We start from the raw sequence: 21,798 nt of genomic DNA, 5'->3' as shown, positions 1-21,798 counted from the left end.
TTAACCAAACCTTGGCATGTCGCGATGCAAGGTGGCCGCTCGTGAAGAGTAGGCCCCCGACCCATGGCAATGTTTAAGAAATCGGTAAGCTCGCTTCTCCTGACGCTGATGGCCCTGCTGGCCGTCGGCGCGCTGGCCTCGACGGCGTTCCAGATGGCGGGGGCCTTTGGCCGCTACAGCGAGAGTCTCGAGACGGAACGTCTCGCGAATGCCGACAAGGCGATCTTCCACGGCGTGCTCGCGCTCCGTAACAATCGCGGCGATGCTCAGAGCGCGCTGCTTGGCGAGGACGATCCGCGCGCCAAGCTCGTTGCTGCCGAGAAGGCCGAGCAGGCCGGCCATGATTCCATCGTCGCGGCGCTCTCGACCGTCGACTTTGCCCGCCGCGACGAGCTCGCAAGCACGCTGAAGCAGCGCTGGAGCGAGGCCGCCCCGAAATTCCAGCTGTTCTACGACGAGGCCAAGCTGCCGCGTGCCGAACGCAAGATGGAACGCACCGCACCCTGGTACGATGCCGTCACCAAGGTGATCGATACCGCCAACCTGGCGTCCACCGCGGTGTCGAACCGCGCCTGGATGAACGACCCCTTCATCGCACGCATGATCCAGGCCCGCCGCCTTGCCTGGCAGGTGCGCGACCGTTACGGCATCCAGTGCTCGACGCTGCGCCCGAACGTCAATGCCAGCAAGCCGCTCGACGAGACCCAGAAGCAGACCGTGGCGAGCTGGAACGGCATCGTTACCGCCGGCTGGACCGGGATGGAGGAGCTGCTGGCTGCGCCCGACGTGACGGCCGACCTCGTCAATGCGGCGAAGGAGGCGCGGGCCAAGACCGACGGCGTGCTCAAGCAGATCGGCGATCTCACCCGGAATTTCGACGGCAGCGGCAAGCCGGCGATGCCCCCCGCGGAATGGAACGCGCTGTGCCAGTCGCCCTTCGCGCCCATCGTCGCAGTCGCCAACAAGGCCCTCGACCAGTCGATCGCACGTGCCGAGATGGTTCAGGCGAAAGCCCTCACCAACCTCATCGTCCAATCGCTCGCGTTTCTGCTCGCGCTTGCCGTGACGCTGACCGGTGTGTTCGTGGTGCGCAATCGCCTGATGCGCCCGGTGCGCGCCATTCTCGACGCCATCGCCCGCATCAGCGCGCGCGACTACGCGACGCCGGTGCCGCAATCCCGGCATCCCGACGAATTCGGCACCATGGCCGCGGCGCTCGAAAGCCTGCGCGAGAGCGCAGCGACCGCCGAGCGCCTGGGCCGGGAGCGCGAATCGCAGCAGGCCTTGCAACTGGCCCGCTCCGGTACCGTCGACAAGGCCTGCCGCAGTTTCGACGACACCGTGCAGGCGGTGATCCACAGCGTTGTGGCCTCGACGCGGGAGCTCGATGCCACCGCAACCGGCGTGCGCTCGCTGGTGTCGGAATCGAGCAGCCAGACCGCCGCGGTCTCCTCCGCCGCCGAGCAGGCCACCAATAATCTGGAGACCATCGCGGCGGCGACCGAGGAACTCTCCGCATCGGTCGGCGAGATCTCCGCGCAGGTGCAGTCGAGTGCGCGAGAGGCTCGCGAAGCGGTGTCGCAGGCCGAGCAGACCAATGCGACGGTCGAGATCCTCGACCAGACCGCGAGCCGCATCGGCGAGGTCGTGAAGATGATCAACGCCATCGCCGGCCAGACCAACCTTCTGGCCTTGAACGCCACCATCGAAGCCGCGCGCGCCGGTGAAGCGGGCCGGGGCTTCGCCGTGGTCGCGGGCGAGGTCAAGAACCTCGCCGCACAGACGGCGACGGCGACGGAAGAGATCTCGCGTCAGGTCGAGGAGATCCAGGGCGCCACCGGCCAGGCCGTGACCGCCATCCGTGCCATCGGCGGCGCCATCAGCGGCATCGACGAGAAGATGACGGCGATCGCCGCCGCCGTCGAGCAGCAGCGCGCGGCCACCACCGAGATCTCGCGCAACTTCCAGCAGGCCGCGCAGGGCACGCGGGAAGTCACCGACACCATCGGCAGCGTCGCCAGGCTCAATCAGGAGACCGGCAACGCCGGCACGGTCTTGTCGGAATCCGTCAAGAAGATGTCGGCCGACGCCGACCGCCTCCGCGTCGCGGTCGAGGGCTTTTTGGGCGCGGTCAAGACCGCGTAGTTTCGCTTCAGTTTCTCCATCTGACGTCGCGCGTTCGGCATTGCCGCAGGTCCCTCCGGCGGCTACATCTGTGCCGCCGCGTCACCTATGCGGCGCCAGACGTAAGACAGATCAGGGATGGAGAGTTCGATGCCGGTCACCCCACACAAGGCCCAGCGCCCCTATCGCGGCGTGTTCCCGGTCGCGCCCACCATCTTCGATGAGCGCGGCGAGCTCGACCTCGAGGGCCAGCGCCGCTGCATCGATTTCATGATCGACGCCGGCTCGAACGGTCTCTGCATCCTCGCCAATTTCTCCGAGCAGTTCGTGCTCACCGATGCCGAGCGCGAAACCGTGATGCATGCGGTGCTGGAGCATGTCGCGGGCCGGGTTCCCGTGATCGTCACCACCACGCATTTCAGCTCGGCCGTCTGCGCCGCGCGCAGCCAGCAGGCCGAAGCCGCCGGCGCCGCGATGGTGATGGTGATGCCGCCCTATCATGGCGCGACCTTCCGCGTCCCTGAGAAGGGCATCGTCGAATTCTTCAAGGTGCTCTCCGGGGCCATCACCATTCCGATCATGATCCAGGATGCGCCGGTCGCGGGCACGCCGCTGTCGGTCGAGCTGCTGGCGCGGCTGGCGCGCGACTTCGCCAACATCCGCTATTTCAAGATCGAGGTGCCGGGCGCGGCCTCAAAGCTCCGCAGCCTGATCGAGGCGGGCGGCAAGGACATCGAGGGCCCCTGGGACGGCGAGGAGGCGATCACGCTGCTCGCCGATCTCGACGCCGGCGCCACCGGCGCGATGACCGGCGGCGGCTATCCCGACGGCATCCGCCAGATCGTCGATCCCTATTTCGCCGGGAAGCGCGAGGAAGCGAAGGCCGCCTACGAGCGCTGGCTGCCGCTGATCAATTACGAGAACCGCCAATGCGGCCTGATCGCCTGCAAGGCGATGATGCAGGCCGGCGGCGTGATCAAGTCGGACGCGGTGCGCCATCCCTTGCAGCCGCTGCATCCGGCCACGCGCGCGGGCCTGCTGGAACTCGCCAAGGAGCGCGACGCGTTGGCGCTGCGGTGGGGGAAGTAGCGGTACCAAACACTCAGTGTCGGCCCGGACAAGCGCGCCTCAAGCGCGCGTAGATCCGGGACCCATAGCCACAGAGAGAAGTTTGGCGAAGACTCGGAGTTGGCAGCTCGCTTGATAACCACTCCCTGGGATTATGGGTCCCCGCGTTCGCGGGGACGACATCGAGTGTGAGGCCCGCCCTCCAGCCTCACTCGCCAGCTTCCCCAGTTGGCTGAAAGCGTCGAATTAGCGCGGTTCGGCCGTTTCCCGCAGCCCGGCGATGAAGTAGGGTACGTTCGCCAACCAGGCCCCGCGGAGCATCTCGAGACATCGTGTAACACCTCTTCATAATGCCGTTATCCCGAGCCAGGTTGGCGCGAACCGACAGAACAGGGAGGCAGTGCCATGACGATGAGGCCGGATCCCACATTTCACGCATCGCCCAGGCTCGCGATGGAAGCACCTGCGGAGAACTTCGCCTACACGTTGCTGCTCAGTCCGGATTTCTCGAAGCCGGATGCTCTCGCGGTCATCGACGTCAAGCCGGGATCGCCGACCTACAGCCAGATCGTCCACACCGTGACGATGCCCAACAAGGGTGATGAGTTTCACCACTTCGGCTGGAATGCCTGCTCCTCCGCTCTGTCGCCGCTCGCCGGACATGCCTTCATCGAGCGGCGCTATCTCATCATCCCCGGAATCCGTTCGTCGCGGATCTACATCATCGATACCAAGCCAGATCCGACCAAAGCCAAGATCCACAAGATCATCGAGCCCGAGGAAATCTTCAAGAAGACCGGCTACTCGCGGCCGCACACCATCCATTGCGGGCCGGACGGCATTTACGTGAGCACGCTGGGTGGCGGCGGTAAGGACGGCACCAACGGGCCTCCAGGCGTCTTCATCATGGATTGCGAGACGTTCGAGGTCCTCGGACGATGGGAGATCGACCGCGGTCCGCAGACACTGCATTATGACTTCTGGTGGAATCTGCCGCGCGATTACATGGTGACGAGCGAATGGGCCTTGCCGCCGCAGTTCGAGAACGGGATCGTCCCGGAGGATCTGCTGGCGAATAAATATGGCCATCGTCTCCACTTCTGGGATCTTCGCGCCCGGCGCAACGTGCAGACCATCGACCTTGGCGCCAATCATCAGATGGCGCTCGAGGTGCGGCCTGCGCACGATCCGGTTCGCGAATACGGCTTCGTGGGCGTCGTGGTCGACACCACCAATCTCGAAGCATCGATCTGGACCTGGTGGCGCGAAGGCGGGAAATTCCATGCCGAGAAGACGGCAACGATCCCGCCCGAACCCGCGCCAAAGGAGAATCTCCCGCCGCTGCTGCAGGGATTTGGCGCCGTGCCGCCGCTGGTGACCGACATCGACCTGTCGATGGATGACCGGTTTCTCTATGTGTCGTGCTGGGGCACCGGTGAAATGCGCCAGTACGACGTCACCGATCCCAGAAAGCCGAAGCTTGCGGGCTCCGTCCACATCGGCGGCATCGCACGCCGTACAGCGCATCCGAATGGCAAGTCTTTTGCGGCCGGCCCGCAAATGGTCGAGATCAGCCGCGACGGCAGGCGCGTGTACTGGACCAATTCGCTCTATTCCACCTGGGACGACCAGTTCTATCCCGATGGGGTTCCGGGCGTGGAGGTCATGGCCAATGTCGGTCGCAACGGCGGCCTCGAGCTCGACAAGGACTATTTCGTGAGCTTCCCGGACGGCTATCGTGCGCACCAGATCAGGCTGGAGGGCGGCGATTGTTCGACGGACTCCTTTTGCTACCCGTCGGTCTAGATGGTGGGCACGCGAGCCCGGCGCTTGGCTGGCTGTGGCTCGCCCTTGTCGCGAGCGGCCTCTATCACGGAGTCAATCCGGGGATGGGATGGCCGCTCGCCGTTTCGGCCGGGCTCATGGACAAGAGCCCGCGCGCGCTCTTTCGTGCGTTGTGGGCCCTGTCGGCCGGGCATCTCCTGGCAACATTTCTCGTGCTGCTGCCATTCGCGTTCCTGCTCGTGCTGGCCGAGTGGCAGCGTTCGATCCAGATTGGCGCGAGCCTTCTCGTCATCGGCTTCGGCGTTTATCGGCTGATCGCGCGGCGTCATCCCCGCGCGCTGGCACGAATTCCGCCGACGCAATTGGCGCTCTGGTCATTTGCCGTCGCCATCGCTCACGGCGCCGCCTTGATGCTCGTGCCGATCTATCTCGGGCTCTGCCAGGCCTTCGAATTCGATGCCGGCCATGAAGCGGCGGGCGCGCTGATGAAGACAAGTCTGGGGATGGCGGTGCTGGTGTCCCTGGTGCACGTTGCCGCCATGGTCGGCGCCGGCGGATGCTTGGCGTGGCTGGTCTACCGCCATCTTGGATTGAGGTTCGTCTCGCGAAGCTGGTTCAATCTGGATGCAGTCTGGGCGGCCAGCCTCGTTCTGGTTGGCGCGGTGGCGCTCGCCTTGAATCTTGCGAGCTGGCGCTGAGGTCTATCGCGCCAGAGGCCACTCGTCGACGACGTGGAATCTTGCCGACGCATCATCCTGCCGAAACAGCGCGATGCGGTCGATCGCCAGCGTATCGAGACCGAGCGTCGCAAACCGCGGCCTCAGCATCTCCAGGATCGGTCCGCGGCGCTCGGCATCCAGCCGCCCCGTCAGCGTCATGTGGAAGCGGAATTCTTCCATCACGTAAGGGTAGCCCCAACGGTCGAGATAGTCGCGCTGCCGCTCGCTGAGTTTCTCGGGTTTGCGCCGCGCCCGATCGCCCGCCGACAGCGCGGCGCGAAACGAGTCGAATTCGCGGACGCAATCGGCGGCGAGCTGCTGGAGCGCCTCGACCGGCTCGGCCGGAATGACGGCGATGAAGCCGCTGATGGCATCGACCACGGGCCGGATCACGGCAAGCGGCCGCGATTTGCCGGCCAATGCGGCGCAGGCGGCCATCAGTTCCGCTTCGGTCCTGTCTGATACGAGCGCCATCGGCGCCTTCAGCGTGGCGTGAAAGCCGTATTTGCGTGGATCGGCGCTGACGTCGCGCCAGTCCGGCGCGACATGCAGCGCATCACGCGGGAACGGCAATTCGTTGCCGGTGTAGGCATCGTAGCCGAGCAACTCGGCGCCGAAGCGGGACAGCGCGCTGTCACTGCCGGCGGCAAAATAGATCGCGTAGCGGGGAAAACCTGTCATCGCCTCAGCATAACCAATTTAGGCCGCGACGACAGCCTCGCGGGGCGTCGCCACAGCAGTGAGCAGCCGCGTCGCATCGGTGAGATGGACGAGCTTTCCGCCTGCGATCACCGCGATCAGCCGCGGCCGCAGCTTCACGCTGTCGTCGACCAACAGAATGTCGGCGCGGCGGCCTTCGGCGAGCACGCCGCGATCGGCAAGGCCGGTGGCGCGCGCCGGGCCGGCGGAGACCAGATTCCAGGCTTCCGTCAGCGGCAGCACGCCATCGGCGGCGAGGCGGAACGCGGCAAGCAGCTGCGCGGGATAATAATAGTCGGACGCCAGCACCGAGCAGAGCCCCTTGGCGATCATGTCGGAGGCCTTCGTCCAGCCTGTGTGGCTGCCGCCGCGCACGACGTTGGGCGCGCCGTAGACGATGGCATCGCCGTGGCTTGCTGCCGCCCGCGCCGTCTCCTCGTTGATCGGAAACTCCGCGATGTCAGCGCCGAGCTCGCGAAACTCCTGGCGCATCGCCGGCGTCGCATCGTCGTGCGAGAGCATCCGCACCTCGGCTGCGCGCGCCGCGGCGGCCAGCCGCGCAACCGAAGCCGGCACTTCGTCGGCTTGCGAGACCACGCGTTCGACCAGCCGGTCGAATTCCTCAGCTGACAGCCCGGTGCGCTCCACCATGCGGTTGCGCTTGCGCGGCTTGGCCATGTCGGCGACCGTGCCGTCCATGTGGTCGTTGAAAGCGAACAGATCGACCCGGCCTTCGTTGAGCCACTCGCTGATCTCGGCCTCGGCGTCGAGATTGTAGGTCTCGTGCCGCAGATGGAAGCGGGTGTCCGCGGCGAATTGCGGACGCTGCCGCTCGATGGCCTCCATCAGGCCGCGCGCGTTATCGGCGCTGCGCAGGCCCGGCTCCCACGAGCAGGTGGTGGCGTGAAAGACGGTGGTGATGCCGTTGCTGATCGCCTGGCGATCGCTGTCGGCGAGCGCGACGTCGATCGGGAAGTCGACACCGGCGCGCGGCATCATCTGCCGCTCGAAGGCATCGCCATGCAGGTCGACGATGCCGGGCAGCACCAGCAGGTTGCGTGAATCGATTATCAGCCGCGCCCGGCCCCGTGAGGCATCGACCTGCGCGATGTCCTGTCCCGACACCGCCAATGACGTTTCGACGAGTTCGGCGCCGATCAGGGCCCGGCCGCCTTCAAGGAAAATGTCTGTCACGCGACCGCGTTTCGTTTGCTGGTAAGGGATCTGGTCAGGGGAGCCGCCCCTGCTTCGTATGTCGCAAGAAAATCTTCAATCCCGAGCTTGCGGAAATCGGGCAGGGCTTCACGCAACTTGTCGTGATCCCAGTCCCACCAGGCGAGCCGCGCGAGCCTTCCGGCGATCTCCTCGGAGAAACGCCGCCGCACGATGCGGGCCGGATTGCCGGCGACGATGGCGTAGGCCGGCACGTCCTTGGTGACGATGGCGCCGGCCGCGATCACCGCGCCGGTGCCGATGTTGCGGCCCGGCAGCACGATCGCGCCGTGGCCGATCCAGACGTCGTGGCCGATATGGACGTGATGCTGGCGCCGCCAGTCGAAGAATTCGGCGTCGTCGCTCTCGCCTTCGAAGTAGGCGCTCGAGCGATAGGTGAAATGCGCCTGGGTCGCGCGGTGCATCGGATGATTGCCGGGATTGATGCGCGTCATGGCCGCGATCGAGCAGAACTTTCCGATGGTGGTGTAGGTGATCTGGGAATCGTTCACGACATAGGAGTAATCGCCCATCGCCACTTCATGCAGGATGGTGCGCGCGCCGACCTCGGTATAGGCGCCGAGCCTGGTCTCATGCAGCTTGGCCGAGGGATCGATGGTCGGCTGGACCGAAAGAGTTTTGGCGGCCATGTTGCATCCGGAAGTGCGAGGGCGGGCGTTCCTCTTCGAGCGGCTTGATGACGATGTCATGACGCGGTGATGACAGGGGATGAGGTGTGTAGCATCGCCGCACTGCAACGCCCGTGTCACACAAGTGTCAAGCGCGGGCGTTAGCGGTTGGCTCCAGCTAATCTGGAGTCCTGCATGCTGGTGGTGGAAGGTCTGACGTGTCGCTTCGGCGCGAAAGCCGCGGTGGACGACGCTTCGTTTCAAGTCTCCCCCGGCGGCTTCGTCGGTGTGATCGGACGGTCCGGCGCCGGCAAGTCGACGCTGCTGCGAACCATCAATCGTCTCGCGACGCCGACGCAGGGCCGCATCCTGTTCGACGGCATCGACGTCACCGCGCTGCGCGGCAAGGAGCTGCGGCAGTGGCGGGCGCGCTCAGCCATGATCTTCCAGCAGTTCAACCTGGTCGGCCGGCTCGACGTCCTCACCAACGTCCTGATGGGAAGGCTTGCGACGATGCCGGCCTGGCGCTCGCTGTCGCAAGTGTGGCCCGAGCAGGACAAGGCGCTGGCGATGTCCGCGCTCGAACAGTTCGATATCGCATCGCTCGCCGCCCAGCGCGCCGACCAGCTTTCCGGCGGCCAGCAGCAGCGCGTCGCGATCGCGCGTGCGCTGGTGCAGCAGCCCGACATCATCCTCGCCGACGAGCCGATCGCATCGCTCGATCCGCGCAACACCAAGATCGTGATGGATGCGCTGCTGCGCATCAACAAGCATTTCGGCATCACCGTGATCTGCAATCTGCATTCGCTCGATCTGGCGCGCAGCTATTGCGACCGCCTGATCGGCATGGCGCAGGGCCGGGTGGTGTTCGACGGCGCGCCGGCCGCACTGACCGACCACGTCGCGCGCGAGCTTTACGATCTCGAAGCCGCCGACGTCATGGGCACCATGCCTGACCCGGCGCCCGCGGGCGTCCCGGCACTTGGAACGGCGGCCGCCGCCTGAGCCGCGTCGCGCCTGTTTGAGTTGCAAGTTTTGCGTCAACCGACCCCAACCGATGAAGAGGGTATCATGATCACTCGTAGACTCGTTCTTGCCGGCGCCGCGGCGCTCGCCTTCGCCTCGTCGGCTTCCGCCGAAGACTGGAAAGCCAAATATCCCGAGCTGACCTTTGCGGTCGTCCCGGCCGAGAACGCCTCCGGCGTCACCGAGCGCTGGGCGCCTTTCGTGAGCTATCTCTCCAAGGAACTGGGCGTGAAGGTCACGCTGCGCATCGCCAACGACTACGCCGCCGTCATCGAGGGCCAGCGCGCCGGCAACATCCATATCGCCAGCTATGGCTCGGCCTCGTTCGCCCGCGCCCGCCTGACCGGCGTCAAGTCCGACGCCTTCGCCAACGACATCAACGCCGACGGCTCGACCGGCTATTATTCGGTGTTCTTCGTCAAGGCGAGCAGCGCCTACAAGAGCGTCGACCAGCTCAAGGGCAAGAACCTCGGCCTCGTCGATCCGAACTCGACCTCCGGCAACAATGTGCCGCGCTTCGAGCTGGACAAGATGGGCATCCCCGATGCCGACGGCTATTTCGGCAAGGTCGTCTTCACCGGCAGTCACGAGAACGCGATGCTGGCGCTGTCGCAGGGCACCGTCGACGTTGCCGCCAACCAGTGGACCAGCGACGACGATTCCACGCTGGCGCAGATGCTGACCAAGGGCATGCTGAAGAATGCCGACGGCTCGGCGATGAAGAAGGACGATTTCCGTATCATCCATAAGTCGGCGCCGATCATCAACGGCCCCTATGCCTACAATTCCGACCTGCCGGAAGACGCCAAGGCCGCTATCGCCAAGGCGTTCTTCGACGCGCCGGCCAAGGACAAGGCCGCGTTCGACCGCCTCTCCGACGGCCAGAAGAAGGGCTTTCATCCCGCCACCACCAAGGATTGGGATGGCACGATCGAGCTGATCAAGTTCGTCGATGCGCTGCGTAAGAAGAAGGCGTCCTGATCTCAGGGCGATGTAACTGGAGCCGGGTCCTTGGACCCGGCTCTTTCTTTGACGGAACTTGGCTCAGGCCGATGACAACAGCGGTTTCGATCCTCCCCGAGCAGCAGCTTGCCGTGCTCAACGCCGCTTATCGCCAGGCGGTCGGGCGCAGGCGGCTCCGCCTGCTGTTGGGGATCGCGGTCTTCGCCGCCGCGCTGCTTCTCGCCGCGGTCGGCGCGGAAGTGAATCTGCGCACGCTGTTCACTTATTTCGGCAATTTCATCAGCTATTTCGACCGCATCCTCACGCTCGACAACGGCCAGCGCGTCTGGACCGATGTCGGCGAGTGGCTCTGGGGCTGGCGCAAATGGCTGAAGATGCTCGGCGAGACGCTGCTGATATCCTATGTCGGCACGCTGATCGGCGCGACCTTGGCATTTTGTCTGAACTTCTTCGCGGCTGAAAACACCTCGCCCGCACCCTGGCTGCGCTTCGTCGTCCGGCGCCTGCTCGAGTTCGCCCGCACCGTTCCGGGCATCGTCTTCGCGCTGATCTTCGTGATCGCCTTCGGGCTCGGACCGATGGCGGGTGTGCTCGCGATCGCGATCCACTCCACCGGCGCGCTCGGAAAGCTGTTCTCGGAAATCGTCGAGAACGCCGATATGAAGCCGGTCGAAGGCATCCGCTCGACCGGCGCGAGCTGGCTGTCCTGCATGCGGTTCGCCGTCGTGCCGCAGGTGACCGCGGGCTATGCGAGCTACGCGCTGCTGCGCTTCGAGATCAACGTCCGCGAAGCCTCGGTGATGGGCTTCGTCGGCGCCGGCGGCATCGGCCAGGAGCTCGTCGTCGCCATCCGCAAATTCTACTATTCGGACGTCAGCGCGATCCTGCTCACCATCATCGTCACCGTGTTCATCATCGACATCAGCACCGGTTGGCTGCGCGGCCGCCTGTTCGGCAAGGAGGCGCGGACGTGACGAGGCAGCAGGCGGTCGACACGCGAGAGCTTCGCGCGCGCTATCCCGATGTGTTCGACCGTCCGGCCTCGGCGCGGCTTGCCACGCCGGCGATGATCGTCGCGGCGTTCGCGATCCTCATTTACGGCCTGGTCGATCTCGATTTCTCGCCGTCGCGATTCTTCGCAGGTCTCAGCCAGCTCGGCTGGATCAGCCTGATGATGATCCCGCCTGACCCCGGATCGTCGCTCCCGATCTATCTGAAGGCGCTCGGCGAGACGCTGTCGATCGCGCTGCTCGGCACGACGCTGGCCGCGATATTCGCGCTTCCGGTCAGCCTGCTCGCGGCGCGCAACGTGGTGCCGTCGAAGCTCCTGCGCTTTCCCGTGCGCCGGTTCCTGGATTCGATCCGCGGCGTCGACACGCTGATCTGGGCGCTGGTGTGGATCAACGTCGTCGGGCTTGGCCCGTTCGCCGGCGTGCTTGCCATTGCGGTGTCGGATTTCGGCGCCTTCGGAAAGCTGTTCTCGGAGGCGATCGAGGCCGCCGACCAGAAGCAGGTCGAGGGCATCCGCGCCTCCGGCGGCGGCCCGCTGCACGAGATCCGCTTCGGCCTGTTGCCGCAGGTCCTGCCCGTGATCGCCGGGCAGGTGCTCTATTTCATCGAATCCAACACCCGCTCGGCCACCATCATCGGCATCGTCGGCGCCGGCGGCATCGGCCTCCAGCTCGCCGAGCAGATCCGCGTGCTGGAATGGCAGAAGGTGTCGTTCCTGATCCTGATGATCCTGGTCGCGGTCGCCGCGATCGATTTCATCTCGGGCAAGCTGCGCTTTGCGATTATCGGGCGGCGGGCTGTCGCCTGATCAAAGGTGCTGTAGGGTGGGCAAAGCGCAGCGTGCCCACGTCCTCTGACGATCGAGAATGATCGTGGGCACGGCGCAAGTGCGCCTTTGCCCACCCTACGATTCCGGCTCTCGTGGAGAGAGAATCCCCTACGACTCCACCAGAAACTCCACCCGCTCCGCCGCGAAGCGCGAATGCTTGGTCATCAGCGGCTTGCCGTCGAGATCGTGGTCGGTCGCATCGACCACCAGGATCGGCCGTCCCAGCGCCAGATCGAGCCGGGCCGCGTCGGTTGCGTCGACGATGCCGGCGGTGATCCGGGTCGCGCCGCGGCGATAGTCGCGGACGCCGTAATGTTCCAGCAGCTTCGTCATCGAGCGCGTCGCTGCGAACACGGCGCCGGCACCCGGAAATAATTCCGCCGACAGCCAGGTGGTGGAGACGCAGATCGGCGTGCGGTCGGCGAGGCGAATCGCCTCGATCCGCACCAGCGGCGCGCCGGCCTTCAAGCCGAGCTCGCGCGCCAGCTCACGGGTCGCGACATCGTCGGTCGCCTCGATCAGCTGCCCGCGCGGCTCGCGGCCGCCGGCGCCGACGATCTCGGAGAAGCGGGTGCGTGAGCGCAGGGGATAAGCGAGCTTCTGTGCCTCGACATAGGTTCCGCTGCCGCGCTCGGCGCGCACGAGGCCGCGCTCGGCAAGGGCTGCCAGCGCGCGCCGCACGGTGTGGCGGTTCACCCGATAGGTTTCGGCGATTTCCATCTCGCCCGGCAATTTGTCGCCGGCCGCGAAGCGGCCATCGGCGATGCCGCGCTCAATGCCGTCGGCAACGAGGCGCCATAGCGCGACGCCGGAGGAGGCGGTGTCCTGCATGCTCATGTTGCGGCAACCTACTCCAGAAATCACAGCTTTGTCACGAAACAGTCATGGCGCTCCCGTATGAAGTTGTCTATTATCATAGACAACTTCGATGCGGCAAGTTCTGTCAAAGGTTCGGTGGATCAGGTGACCCAGCACAACAACCAGCAAGCCCAGCGCCAGGCCGCCATGGCCGTGCTGGCGCACGCGGAGGCGGGCGAGATCGCCGCCCGCCTCCGCAACTTGGCTGTCCCGGCCCATCAGGATTTGCGTGCGCCCGAAAACGGCCTCGTCATGCTGCGCGGCCGGGTCGGCGGCGACGGCGCGCCCTTCAATCTCGGCGAAGCCACGGTGTCGCGCGCCGCGGTCCGGCTGGCGAGCGGCGAGGTCGGGTTCGGCTACACGCTCGGGCGCGACGGCGAGAAAGCGCGGCTGATCGCACTGTGTGACGCGCTGGTTCAGTCCCGGGATTTCGGCGGAGCGGTGGAGCGGGACGTAATCGCGCCGTTGCGTGAGCAGCTTATGATTCGCCGGAAGCAGGCGGCGGCCGAGACCGCCGCGACGAAGGTTGATTTCTACACCATGGTGCGCGGTGAGGGTTGAGGCCATGACCACGATTGCGGAATTGCCGCCCGGTTTCGCCGACAAGGTGCTGTCGGCGCAATCGACCTTTCGCTCTGTGATGGACGCGATGGCGCGGCCGGGCTTGGTCCAGCGCATCGTGCCGATGGCTGGCAAGCCGGAAACGATGATGCGCGGCACCGCCGCGATCGCGCTGACGCTGTTCGACCACGACACGCCGCTCTGGCTCGACGCGCGGATGGCGGAGAGCGCGGACGTGGTGAAATGGCTGAAATTTCACACCGGCGCGCCGGTGGTGCAGGACTCCACCATCGCGAGTTTTGCGCTGATCAGTGACGGCGGCGCGCTGCCGCCGCTCGAACGCTTCGCGCTCGGCGCCAGCGAATATCCGGATCGGTCCACCACATTGATCCTCCAGGTCGACAGTCTCGACGCAGGACGCAGCTTCGAGCTGCGCGGTCCCGGCATCGACGGCGCCGCGACGCTCCAGGCGTCGGTCAAGCCGTTCGATCTGTTCGAGCGCCTGCGCGTCAACGAAGCACTGTTTCCGCGCGGCATCGATGTGGTGCTGGTCGCCGATGACGCCGTGGTCGCGATCCCCCGCACCACGCGCATCGTGAGCAAGGGAAGCTAGAAGCATGTATGTCGCAGTCAAAGGCGGCGAACGCGCCATCGAGAACGCCCATCGCCTGCTCGCAGATCAGCGGCGCGGCGACCGAGGCGTTCCGGAGCTCACGCTCGACCAGATCTCGGAGCAGCTTGGGCTCGCCGTCGACCGTGTCATGAGCGAAGGCTCGCTCTATGATCGCGAGCTCGCGGCGCTCGCGATCAAGCAGGCGCGCGGCGACCTGATCGAGGCGATCTTCCTGGTTCGCGCCTTCCGCGCCACGATGCCGCGTTTCGGCGCCAGCGAGCCGGTCGACACCGGCGCGATGCGGGTGCAGCGGCGGGTGTCCTCGACCTTCAAGGACATTCCGGGCGGCCAGATCCTCGGGCCGACCTTCGACTACACCCACCGCCTGCTCGATCCCGCGCTCGCGCAAGGCTTTGTGCCGGAAGCGCCGGCAACGGCTGATGCGTCGACGGCGCCAACGCCGCGCGTGACCGACATTCTCGGCCGCGACGGGCTGATCGAATCTTCGCCGCAGGCCGAAGAGGGCGCCAGCGTCGGCGATCTCACCCGCGAGCCGCTGAATTTCCCGGCGGATCGCGATCTGCGCCTGCAAAACCTCGCGCGCGGCGACGAAGGATTTTTGCTGGCGATGGGCTATTCCACCCAGCGCGGCTATGGCCGCAACCATCCTTTCGCCGGCGAGATCCGCTTCGGCGAGGTCGAGGTGGAATTCCTGGCGGAGGACGTCGGCTTCGCCGTGCCGCTCGGCGCGATCGAGCTCACGGAGTGCCAGATGGTCAATCAGTTCAAGGGCTCCGCGACCGAAGCGCCGTGCTTCACCCGCGGCTATGGCCTCGCCTTCGGCCAGAGCGAGCGCAAGACGATGTCGATGGCGCTGGTCGATCGCGCGCTACGCGCCCGCGAGCTCGGCGAGGAGGCACTCGCCCCCGCGCAAGATGAAGAATTCGTGATGTCGCATTCGGACAACGTCCAGGCCACCGGCTTTGTCGAGCATCTGAAGCTGCCGCATTATGTCGACTTCCAGTCCGAGCTCGGCCTGCTCCGCAAGCTGCGCCAAGAATTTTCCGATGCCCAGGCGCCTGACGCCATGAAGGAAGCCGCGGAATGAACGCGCCCGCCTACAATTTCGCCTATCTCGACGAGCAGACCAAGCGGATGATCCGCCGCGCGATCCTGAAGGCGATCGCCATTCCCGGCTATCAGGTGCCGTTCGCCAGCCGCGAGATGCCGATGCCCTATGGCTGGGGCACCGGCGGCGTGCAGGTCACCGCTGCGATCCTCGGTCCCGCCGACGTGCTGAAGGTGATCGATCAAGGCTCCGACGACACCACCAACGCGATCTCGATCCGAAAATTCTTCGCCAAGACCGCGGGCGTTGCCACGACCACGGCGACGGATGAGGCGACCGTGATCCAGACCCGCCACCGCATCCCCGAGGCGACGCTGCACGCAGACCAGGTGCTGGTCTATCAGGTGCCGATCCCGGAGCCGTTGCGCTTCCTCGAGCCGCGCGAGACCGAGACGCGGCGCATGCATGCGCTGGCCGAATACGGCCTGATGCATGTGAAGCTCTATGAGGACATCGCCCGCTTCGGCCACATCGCCACCGCCTACGCCTATCCGGTCAAGGTCAACGCGCGCTACGTGATGGATCCGTCGCCGACGCCGAAATTCGACAATCCCAAGATGGACAACTGCCCGGCGTTGCAATTGTTCGGCGCCGGCCGCGAGAAGCGCATCTATGCGATCCCGCCTTATACGCAGGTGGTGTCGCTCGATTTCGAGGATCACCCGTTCGAGCCCTACCGCTTCAACGCGCCCTGCGCGCTGTGCGGCGCGGAGAATTCCTATCTCGACGAGATCGTCACCGACGACAAGGGCGGACGGATGTTCGTGTGCTCGGACACCGATTATTGCGAGGGCCGCCAGGCCGCCGGCCATCACGGCAGCCTCAGTGCCGCGCCGTACAAGGAGAAGGCGCAAGGAGGCACCAATGGTTGATCAGGCCGCGCTCGAAAACGACCAGCCGCTGCTGGTCGTGACCTCCCTCAGCAAATCCTTCGGCCGCATCGCCGCCTGCCGCGACGTCTCCTTCTCGCTCTATCCCGGCGAGGTGCTGGCGATCGTCGGCGAATCAGGTTCGGGCAAGTCGACGCTGCTGCAACTGCTGTCGGGCCAGCTTGCGGCCAGCGGCGGCCATGTGTCCTATCGGATGCGCGACGGTGTCGCCCGCGATCTCGCCTCGCTCGGCGAAGCCGAGCGGCGCTTCCTGTACCGCACCGACTGGGGTTTTGTGCATCAGGATCCCGCCCAGGGCTTGCGCATGGCGGTCTCGGCCGGCGCCAATGTCGGCGAGCGGCTGATGGCGGTGGGGTGGAATCACTATGGCCGCATCCGCGAGACTGCCTCCGACTGGCTCACCCGCGTCGAGATCGACACCGCGCGCATCGACGATGCGCCGCGCACCTATTCCGGCGGCATGCGCCAGCGCCTCCAGATCGCGCGCAACCTCGTCACCGAGCCGCGGCTGGTGTTCATGGACGAGCCGACCGGCGGCCTCGACGTGTCCGTGCAGGCGCGCCTGCTCGACCTCCTGCGCAGCCTCGTCGCCGAGCTGCATCTCGCCGTCATCATCGTCACCCATGACCTCGCGGTCGCCCGGCTCTTGTCGCACCGCGTGATGGTGATGAAGGGCGGCCGGGTCATCGAAACCGGTCTCACCGATCAGGTGCTCGACGATCCGCGCGAGCCCTATACGCAACTCCTCGTCTCCTCGATTCTGCCGCCATGAGATTTCCGATGACCGCCATGATCGACGTTGCCAACGCCAACAAGACCTTCACCATGCACCTGCAGGGCGGCATCGAATTGCCGGTCGTCAGCGGTGTGACCTTCCAGGTCAATCCCGGCGAGTGCGTCGTGCTGTCGGGACCATCCGGCGCCGGCAAGTCCTCGATCCTGAAAATGATCTTCGGCAACTACCGCTGCGATAGCGGCCGTATCGGCATCCGCCATCGCGGCGCGGTGATCGATCTGGCCAGCGCCGAACCGCGGCAGATCCTCAACGTCCGCCGCTCCACCATCGGCTATGTCAGCCAGTTCCTGCGCGCAGTGCCGCGCGTGGCCACCATCGACGTCGTCGCCGAGCCGCTGATCGTCAACGGCATGGCCCGCACTGAGGCGCAGGCCCGCGCCGGCGAGCTGCTGCACCGCCTCAACATCCCCGAGCGCCTCTGGCAGCTTCCGCCCGCGACCTTCTCCGGCGGCGAGCAGCAGCGCGTCAACATCGCGCGCGGCTTCATCTCGGACCTGCCGATCCTGCTGCTGGACGAGCCGACCGCCTCGCTCGATGCCGCCAACCGCGCCGTCGTGGTCGAGCTGGTCGCCGAGAAGAAACGCCAGGGCGTCGCCATGGTCGCCATTGTCCATGACGACGAAATCCGTCATCTGATTGCCGACCGCATCGTCGACGTCACCAGCTTCGCCGCCGCGGCCTGAGGGACATGGAAATGAACGCCAAGCCGAAGGACATTGTGATCGCCAACGCCAGGATCGTGCTGACCGACCGGGTGATCGAGCAGGGCTGGGTCGCTCTTGCCGACGGGCGCATTGCCGAGATCGGCGATGGGACTGCGCCTGCGGGCGCCGAGGATGCCGGCGGCGATTTGATCATGCCGGGGCTGATCGAGCTGCACACCGACCATCTCGAAGCCCATTACGTGCCGCGGCCAAAGGTGTTCTGGAATCCGGTTGCCGCCGTCATCTCCTACGACGGCCAACTCGCGACTTCGGGCATCACCACCGTGTTCGATTCGCTTCGGGTCTGGCGCGAGGACGGCGCCGAGGAAGTGGACGGCCGGGCCGGCGTGCTCGCCGCCGCGATCACGACCGCGCGCGACGCTAGCCTGCTGCGCGCCGACCACTTCCTGCATCTGCGCTGCGAAATCCCGATGCCGAGCGTGGTCGAGGAGGCCAGGGAGCTGATCGACCGTCCCGACGTCAAGCTGATGTCGCTGATGGACCACACCCCCGGTCAGCGTCAGTTCCGCGACGAGGTCAAGCTGCGCGACTATTACCGCGGCAAGGGCGGCGGCAAGACCGATGCCGAGCTCGACGAACTGTTTGCAAAGCGCTTCGAATATCAGAAGCTCTATGCCGCCACCAACATGCGCGAGATCGTGTCGCTGGCGCATCAGTACAAGATCCCGCTCGCGAGCCACGACGACACCACCGAGGAGAACGTCGCGGACGCCGTGCGCGACCGCGTGTCGGTGGCGGAATTCCCGACCACGCTCGAGGCCGCGCGCGGCTTGCACGAGGCTGGCATCGACATCCTGATGGGCGCGCCGAATGTCGTGCGGGGCGGCTCGCATTCCGGCAACATCGCCGCGGTCGATCTCGCCCGCGAAGGCCTGCTCGACATCCTGTCGTCGGACTACATCCCGTCGAGCCTCCTGATGGGAGCGCTGCAATTGCCCGAGCATGTGCCCGCGATCGGCCTTCCCGCGGCGATCCGCACCGTGACGAAGGCGCCCGCGGAAGCGGTGGGCCTCACCGACCGCGGCGAGGTCGCGATCGGCAAGCGCGCCGACCTCATTCGCGTGCATGTTGCCGGCAGTGTTCCCGTCGTCCGCAGCGTCTGGCGTGAAGGAAGCCGCGTCGCATGAGCGAGATCCCGGCCATGGCGCAGGACGACGCGGGCGCGATCGGTCCCGGCCGGCTCGTGCTCGTGGTCGGTCCCAGCGGCGCCGGCAAGGACACGCTGCTGCGGCTGGCGCAGGCGGCCTGCGTTGACGATCACGACATTGTCTTCCCGCGCCGAATCGTGACGCGTGAATCCTCCGCCGACGAAGACAATGTCGCGCTCGGCTTCGACCAATTCCGCGGCGCGTGCGAGCATGGCGACTTCGCCGTGCATTGGGACGCGCACGGGCATTCCTATGCGCTGCCGCTCGCCATCAACGAGGATATCCGCGCCGGCCGCACGGTCGTCGCCAATGTCTCGCGCACGGTGATCGGCGCGCTGCGCCAGACCTACGCCGACGTCGTGGTGGTCGCGATCACGGCGCCGCCGGATGTGCTGGCCGCGCGGCTGGCCGCGCGCGCGCGACAGAGCGACGGCAATATCGCCGAGCGCCTCACTCGCAGCGTCGACGACAAGTCGGCGCAGGCGGATGTCACCATCCTCAATGCCGGCAGCGCCGAGTATCACGCCCGCCAGCTCGTGCGCGTGATCAGGAACGAAGGCTGGCACGATTAGCCACTACAGCAGGGAGAACGGAATGTCGGTGATTGAAACGATCGAACAGCTGGAGGCCATCTACGGCGCCACCAACGACGCCTCGACCGTGAAAGTCGCCGACCACGTCACGCCGCTCTACCGCATCTTCATCGAGAAGGCGCCGTTCGCCGCGCTCGCCACCATCGGACCGGAAGGCATCGACTGCTCGCCGCGTGGTGACTTGCCCGGCTTTGTCCGGATTCATGATCCTAACACGCTGATGCTGCCGGACCGCCGCGGCAACAATCGTGTCGACTCCTTGCGCAACATCGTGCGCGATCCCAGGGTGTCGTTGATGTTCCTGATCCCCGGCTCCGGCAATGCGGTTCGTGCCAACGGTCGCGCACATCTATCCATCGATCCCGAGCTGCTGGCCTCGTTCAAGGTGGAAGGCAAGGCGCCGCGCAGCGTCATGGTGATGAAGGTGGACGAAATCTACTTCCAGTGCGCCCGCGCCATCGTCCGCTCCGACCTCTGGAATCCCGACAAGCGTATCGATCCGAAGACGCTGCCGACGCCGGGCCAGATCCTCGCCGAGATGAGCGACAACCAGGTCGGCGGCGCGGAGTACGATCGCATCTGGCCCGAGCGCGCCGCCGCGACGATGTGGTGACGTTCCGCGCTCTCTCGTCTCCCTGGCCCCGCTCTTGCGGGGAGAGGGCGGGGTGAGGGGTTCTCTCCGCAAGTTCAGTATCGTAGGGTGGGCAAAGGCGCGCTTGCGCCGTGCCCACCTCCTGTCCAACATCGCGACAGATCGTGGGCACGCTTCGCTTTGCCCACCCTACAGGAGCGCGGCCTATCGACGATCGCTGGGCGCACGAGACGAATCTGCCTGCCGGCACTTGCGCCGGGAGAAGCGCGCTCGCGCGCGGCCCGCAAATATAGATAGCCATTTCATTGACCGATCGCGGCAATCGCCGGATATTTGCAGCATCGAAACTGCTCCTCGAGTCCACGCCGCACCATGAGAACCGATCGCCAGCGCAATTCCAATGACATGCATGCGTGCATGACGCGGCGCTGTTTCTCGGCGGCGACGGGCGCCTGTTGTTGTTGCTGACCTCGTCCTAGCACCATCCACACCGCAAATTTGCAAGTCAGGAGCGCCGGAATTCCGGCGAACGAGCAGTCATGTCTCAGGCTCAGTCCAACGCCTACATCATCGAGATCCACGACCGTGCCGCCGGCATCGTCACGAGGGATGCCCGCGGCTTCCGCTTCTTCTCCTCCGAGCGCCTGTTCGACAGTCTCGAAGGCCGTCAGTTCCGCTCGGCGCGAGAGGCCGAGCGCGCGGCCCGCGCGGTGCTCTCCGAGCGGAGCCGGCGCGCGAATTCTCCGTTCTTCGCCAACTGAATCCAAACGCAAAGGAACGCAACATGATTGCACGACGCCATTTTCTGACCGCAGCGCTGCTCGTCGCGACCGCATTCAATGTGTCCGCGCACGCCGAGGACAAGCCCGCGGAAATCCGGATCGGCACGCAGAAGGGCGGCTTCTTCCCGGCCGTGCGCCAGCGTCAGACACTCGAAAACGCCTTCAGGCCGCTCGGCATCGAGGTCAAATGGGTCGACTTCCAGTTCGGTCCGCCGCTGCTGGAGGCCATCAATGTCGGTAGCGTCGATTTCGGCTTCGTCGGCGATACGCCGCCGATTTTCGCGCAAGCGGGCGGCGCCAGGATCCGCTACGTCGCGGCTGTGAAGTCCGAAGGCGACAATCAGGCGATCATCGTGCCGAAGGATTCACCGATCAAGACGCTCGCCGACCTCAAGGGCAAGCGCGTCGCCTTCGGCAAGGGATCGAGCGCGCACAATCTGCTGGTCGCATCGCTCGACAAGGCCGGGCTGTCCTGGTCCGATATCACGCCGGCGCCGCTCGCGCCGGCTGATGCGACCGCGGCCTTCGTCAAGGGCTCCGTCGACGCCTGGTCGATCTGGGATCCTTATCTGGCGCTCGCCGAACTGAAGGAGGGCGCGCGGGTGATCGCGTTCGACAAGGACGTGCACAAGCCGAACGCCTATTACATCGCCAACACGGATTTCGTCGAAAAATATCCGTCGCTGGTCGCCAGGCTCAACACCACCTTCGCCTCGGAAGGCGCCTGGGCGAACTCACATCACGAGGAGGTCGCGAAGGCGCAGTCCGAGGCGACTGGTGTCGACATCGAGGCCGTCCGCCGCTTCGTCAATCGATCGACTTACAGCGTAGTGCCGCTCGACGCCGAGGTGATCAAGACCCAGCAGGCCGTCGCCGACCGTTTTGCGAAGCTCGGCCTGATCCCGAAGCCGGTCAACGTCTCCGACATCGTCTGGAAGTGGACGCCGGGGTCTTGAGATAACGCGACGGCGTCATGCCCGGGCTTGTTGTTTAGTCCGGGGACATGGCTGACACCTGTTCGGACACATCACTGACAGGTTGGCCAT

23 protein-coding genes are annotated in these 21,798 nt (G+C 65.7%); 19 read left to right on the top strand and 4 right to left on the bottom strand.

What is annotated here, in order from left to right; genetic code table 11:
* Positions 1-63 precede the first annotated feature (63 nt).
* From XI03_RS17150 to XI03_RS17135, 4 genes are all read left to right on the top strand, one after another.
* The gene (locus XI03_RS17150) at positions 64-2,145 is read left to right on the top strand and encodes a methyl-accepting chemotaxis protein (protein ID WP_271592754.1); all 2,082 of its coding nucleotides are present in this window, start codon (positions 64-66) and stop codon (positions 2,143-2,145) included.
* 129 nt (positions 2,146-2,274) lie between these two features.
* Positions 2,275-3,213, top strand: a complete 939-nt coding sequence (locus XI03_RS17145; RefSeq protein ID WP_028140780.1) for a dihydrodipicolinate synthase family protein — start codon at positions 2,275-2,277, stop codon at positions 3,211-3,213.
* Between the two features lie 384 nt (positions 3,214-3,597).
* The gene (locus tag XI03_RS17140) at positions 3,598-4,998 is read left to right on the top strand and encodes a selenium-binding family protein (protein WP_212475064.1); all 1,401 of its coding nucleotides are present in this window, start codon (positions 3,598-3,600) and stop codon (positions 4,996-4,998) included.
* A gap of 83 nt (positions 4,999-5,081) precedes the next feature.
* Positions 5,082-5,675: a hypothetical protein gene (locus XI03_RS17135; RefSeq protein ID WP_028140778.1), complete on the top strand. Its 594-nt coding sequence runs from the start codon at positions 5,082-5,084 to the stop codon at positions 5,673-5,675.
* 3 nt (positions 5,676-5,678) lie between these two features.
* Here XI03_RS17135 and XI03_RS17130 read toward each other — a convergent pair whose 3' ends face one another.
* The 3 genes from XI03_RS17130 to XI03_RS17120 are packed head-to-tail and all read right to left on the bottom strand — an operon-like array spanning position 5,679 to position 8,257.
* Positions 5,679-6,377, bottom strand: a complete 699-nt coding sequence (locus XI03_RS17130; protein WP_271592753.1) for a DUF1045 domain-containing protein — start codon at positions 6,375-6,377, stop codon at positions 5,679-5,681.
* Positions 6,378-6,395: 18 nt separating this feature from the next.
* Positions 6,396-7,589, bottom strand: coding sequence for an alpha-D-ribose 1-methylphosphonate 5-triphosphate diphosphatase (locus XI03_RS17125; protein ID WP_271592752.1), 1,194 nt, complete (start codon positions 7,587-7,589; stop codon positions 6,396-6,398).
* Positions 7,586-8,257: a transferase hexapeptide repeat family protein gene (locus tag XI03_RS17120; protein WP_028140775.1), complete on the bottom strand. Its 672-nt coding sequence runs from the start codon at positions 8,255-8,257 to the stop codon at positions 7,586-7,588. Before XI03_RS17120 ends, XI03_RS17125 begins: the two co-directional genes overlap by 4 nt.
* A 174-nt stretch (positions 8,258-8,431) precedes the next feature.
* Here XI03_RS17120 and phnC point away from each other — a divergent pair, with 174 nt between their 5' ends.
* From phnC to phnE (XI03_RS17100), 4 genes are all read left to right on the top strand, one after another.
* Positions 8,432-9,241, top strand: coding sequence for a phosphonate ABC transporter ATP-binding protein (gene phnC / locus XI03_RS17115; protein WP_028140774.1), 810 nt, complete (start codon positions 8,432-8,434; stop codon positions 9,239-9,241).
* A gap of 66 nt (positions 9,242-9,307) precedes the next feature.
* Positions 9,308-10,243, top strand: a complete 936-nt coding sequence (gene phnD / locus XI03_RS17110) for a phosphonate ABC transporter substrate-binding protein (protein ID WP_028140773.1) — start codon at positions 9,308-9,310, stop codon at positions 10,241-10,243.
* A 71-nt stretch (positions 10,244-10,314) separates the two neighbouring features.
* On the top strand, positions 10,315-11,199 hold the full coding sequence (gene phnE / locus XI03_RS17105) for a phosphonate ABC transporter, permease protein PhnE (protein ID WP_028140772.1): 885 nt from the start codon (positions 10,315-10,317) through the stop codon (positions 11,197-11,199).
* Positions 11,196-12,044, top strand: a complete 849-nt coding sequence (phnE, locus tag XI03_RS17100; protein ID WP_271592751.1) for a phosphonate ABC transporter, permease protein PhnE — start codon at positions 11,196-11,198, stop codon at positions 12,042-12,044. The genes phnE (XI03_RS17105) and phnE (XI03_RS17100) overlap by 4 nt, the downstream gene beginning before the upstream one ends.
* A 129-nt stretch (positions 12,045-12,173) precedes the next feature.
* Here the strand turns inward: phnE (XI03_RS17100) and phnF are convergent, their stop codons facing one another.
* Positions 12,174-12,902 (bottom strand): phosphonate metabolism transcriptional regulator PhnF, encoded by a 729-nt coding sequence (gene phnF / locus XI03_RS17095; RefSeq protein ID WP_018321223.1) that lies wholly within the window; start codon positions 12,900-12,902, stop codon positions 12,174-12,176.
* Between the two features lie 117 nt (positions 12,903-13,019).
* On the opposite strand from phnF, the gene phnG reads away from it, so the two are divergent.
* From phnG to XI03_RS17040, 11 genes are all read left to right on the top strand, one after another.
* A complete protein-coding gene (gene phnG, locus XI03_RS17090) occupies positions 13,020-13,484 on the top strand; it encodes a phosphonate C-P lyase system protein PhnG (RefSeq protein ID WP_038972221.1) in 465 nt (154 codons plus the stop codon).
* 4 nt (positions 13,485-13,488) lie between these two features.
* Positions 13,489-14,097 carry a phosphonate C-P lyase system protein PhnH gene (gene phnH, locus XI03_RS17085; protein WP_271592750.1) on the top strand — a complete coding sequence of 203 codons (609 nt, stop codon included), beginning with the start codon at positions 13,489-13,491 and terminating at the stop codon, positions 14,095-14,097.
* Between the two features lie 4 nt (positions 14,098-14,101).
* Positions 14,102-15,205, top strand: a complete 1,104-nt coding sequence (locus XI03_RS17080; protein WP_271592749.1) for a carbon-phosphorus lyase complex subunit PhnI — start codon at positions 14,102-14,104, stop codon at positions 15,203-15,205.
* Positions 15,202-16,098, top strand: a complete 897-nt coding sequence (locus tag XI03_RS17075) for an alpha-D-ribose 1-methylphosphonate 5-phosphate C-P-lyase PhnJ (RefSeq protein ID WP_028140766.1) — start codon at positions 15,202-15,204, stop codon at positions 16,096-16,098. The genes XI03_RS17080 and XI03_RS17075 overlap by 4 nt, the downstream gene beginning before the upstream one ends.
* Positions 16,091-16,888: a phosphonate C-P lyase system protein PhnK gene (phnK, locus tag XI03_RS17070; RefSeq protein WP_271592748.1), complete on the top strand. Its 798-nt coding sequence runs from the start codon at positions 16,091-16,093 to the stop codon at positions 16,886-16,888. The genes XI03_RS17075 and phnK overlap by 8 nt, the downstream gene beginning before the upstream one ends.
* 8 nt (positions 16,889-16,896) lie before the next feature.
* The gene (gene phnL, locus XI03_RS17065) at positions 16,897-17,595 is read left to right on the top strand and encodes a phosphonate C-P lyase system protein PhnL (protein WP_271592747.1); all 699 of its coding nucleotides are present in this window, start codon (positions 16,897-16,899) and stop codon (positions 17,593-17,595) included.
* An 11-nt stretch (positions 17,596-17,606) separates the two neighbouring features.
* Positions 17,607-18,764: an alpha-D-ribose 1-methylphosphonate 5-triphosphate diphosphatase gene (locus XI03_RS17060; protein ID WP_271592746.1), complete on the top strand. Its 1,158-nt coding sequence runs from the start codon at positions 17,607-17,609 to the stop codon at positions 18,762-18,764.
* Complete coding sequence (gene phnN, locus XI03_RS17055; protein WP_271592745.1) at positions 18,761-19,357, top strand: phosphonate metabolism protein/1,5-bisphosphokinase (PRPP-forming) PhnN; 597 nt, start codon at positions 18,761-18,763, stop codon at positions 19,355-19,357. The genes XI03_RS17060 and phnN overlap by 4 nt, the downstream gene beginning before the upstream one ends.
* A gap of 22 nt (positions 19,358-19,379) precedes the next feature.
* The gene (locus XI03_RS17050) at positions 19,380-19,991 is read left to right on the top strand and encodes a pyridoxamine 5'-phosphate oxidase family protein (protein ID WP_038972214.1); all 612 of its coding nucleotides are present in this window, start codon (positions 19,380-19,382) and stop codon (positions 19,989-19,991) included.
* A 518-nt stretch (positions 19,992-20,509) separates the two neighbouring features.
* Complete coding sequence (locus XI03_RS17045; protein ID WP_028140760.1) at positions 20,510-20,731, top strand: hypothetical protein; 222 nt, start codon at positions 20,510-20,512, stop codon at positions 20,729-20,731.
* 23 nt (positions 20,732-20,754) lie between these two features.
* Positions 20,755-21,708, top strand: a complete 954-nt coding sequence (locus XI03_RS17040) for an aliphatic sulfonate ABC transporter substrate-binding protein (RefSeq protein WP_271592744.1) — start codon at positions 20,755-20,757, stop codon at positions 21,706-21,708.
* Positions 21,709-21,798 lie beyond the last annotated feature (90 nt).

The sequence above is a fragment of the Bradyrhizobium sp. CCBAU 65884 genome (assembly GCF_028128835.1).
GTDB lineage: Bacteria > Pseudomonadota > Alphaproteobacteria > Rhizobiales > Xanthobacteraceae > Bradyrhizobium > Bradyrhizobium ottawaense.
The sequence above is the reverse complement of the archived record's forward strand: the minus strand, read 5'-3'. Positions and strand labels throughout refer to the sequence as shown.

Excerpts from the sequence above, each read along its gene's own strand:
- XI03_RS17150 (WP_271592754.1), top strand. The coding sequence starts at position 64 with ATGGCAATGTTTAAGAAATCGGTAAGCTCGCTTCTCCTGACGCTGATG.
- XI03_RS17145 (WP_028140780.1), top strand. The coding sequence starts at position 2,275 with ATGCCGGTCACCCCACACAAGGCCCAGCGCCCCTATCGCGGCGTGTTC.
- XI03_RS17140 (WP_212475064.1), top strand. The coding sequence starts at position 3,598 with ATGACGATGAGGCCGGATCCCACATTTCACGCATCGCCCAGGCTCGCG.
- XI03_RS17135 (WP_028140778.1), top strand. The coding sequence starts at position 5,082 with ATGGGATGGCCGCTCGCCGTTTCGGCCGGGCTCATGGACAAGAGCCCG.
- XI03_RS17130 (WP_271592753.1), bottom strand. The coding sequence starts at position 6,377 with ATGACAGGTTTTCCCCGCTACGCGATCTATTTTGCCGCCGGCAGTGAC.
- XI03_RS17120 (WP_028140775.1), bottom strand. The coding sequence starts at position 8,257 with ATGGCCGCCAAAACTCTTTCGGTCCAGCCGACCATCGATCCCTCGGCC.
- phnC (WP_028140774.1), top strand. The coding sequence starts at position 8,432 with ATGCTGGTGGTGGAAGGTCTGACGTGTCGCTTCGGCGCGAAAGCCGCG.
- phnD (WP_028140773.1), top strand. The coding sequence starts at position 9,308 with ATGATCACTCGTAGACTCGTTCTTGCCGGCGCCGCGGCGCTCGCCTTC.
- phnE (WP_028140772.1), top strand. The coding sequence starts at position 10,315 with ATGACAACAGCGGTTTCGATCCTCCCCGAGCAGCAGCTTGCCGTGCTC.
- phnF (WP_018321223.1), bottom strand. The coding sequence starts at position 12,902 with ATGAGCATGCAGGACACCGCCTCCTCCGGCGTCGCGCTATGGCGCCTC.
- phnH (WP_271592750.1), top strand. The coding sequence starts at position 13,489 with ATGACCACGATTGCGGAATTGCCGCCCGGTTTCGCCGACAAGGTGCTG.
- XI03_RS17080 (WP_271592749.1), top strand. The coding sequence starts at position 14,102 with ATGTATGTCGCAGTCAAAGGCGGCGAACGCGCCATCGAGAACGCCCAT.
- XI03_RS17075 (WP_028140766.1), top strand. The coding sequence starts at position 15,202 with ATGAACGCGCCCGCCTACAATTTCGCCTATCTCGACGAGCAGACCAAG.
- phnK (WP_271592748.1), top strand. The coding sequence starts at position 16,091 with ATGGTTGATCAGGCCGCGCTCGAAAACGACCAGCCGCTGCTGGTCGTG.
- phnL (WP_271592747.1), top strand. The coding sequence starts at position 16,897 with ATGACCGCCATGATCGACGTTGCCAACGCCAACAAGACCTTCACCATG.
- XI03_RS17060 (WP_271592746.1), top strand. The coding sequence starts at position 17,607 with ATGAACGCCAAGCCGAAGGACATTGTGATCGCCAACGCCAGGATCGTG.
- phnN (WP_271592745.1), top strand. The coding sequence starts at position 18,761 with ATGAGCGAGATCCCGGCCATGGCGCAGGACGACGCGGGCGCGATCGGT.
- XI03_RS17050 (WP_038972214.1), top strand. The coding sequence starts at position 19,380 with ATGTCGGTGATTGAAACGATCGAACAGCTGGAGGCCATCTACGGCGCC.
- XI03_RS17045 (WP_028140760.1), top strand. The coding sequence starts at position 20,510 with ATGTCTCAGGCTCAGTCCAACGCCTACATCATCGAGATCCACGACCGT.
- XI03_RS17040 (WP_271592744.1), top strand. The coding sequence starts at position 20,755 with ATGATTGCACGACGCCATTTTCTGACCGCAGCGCTGCTCGTCGCGACC.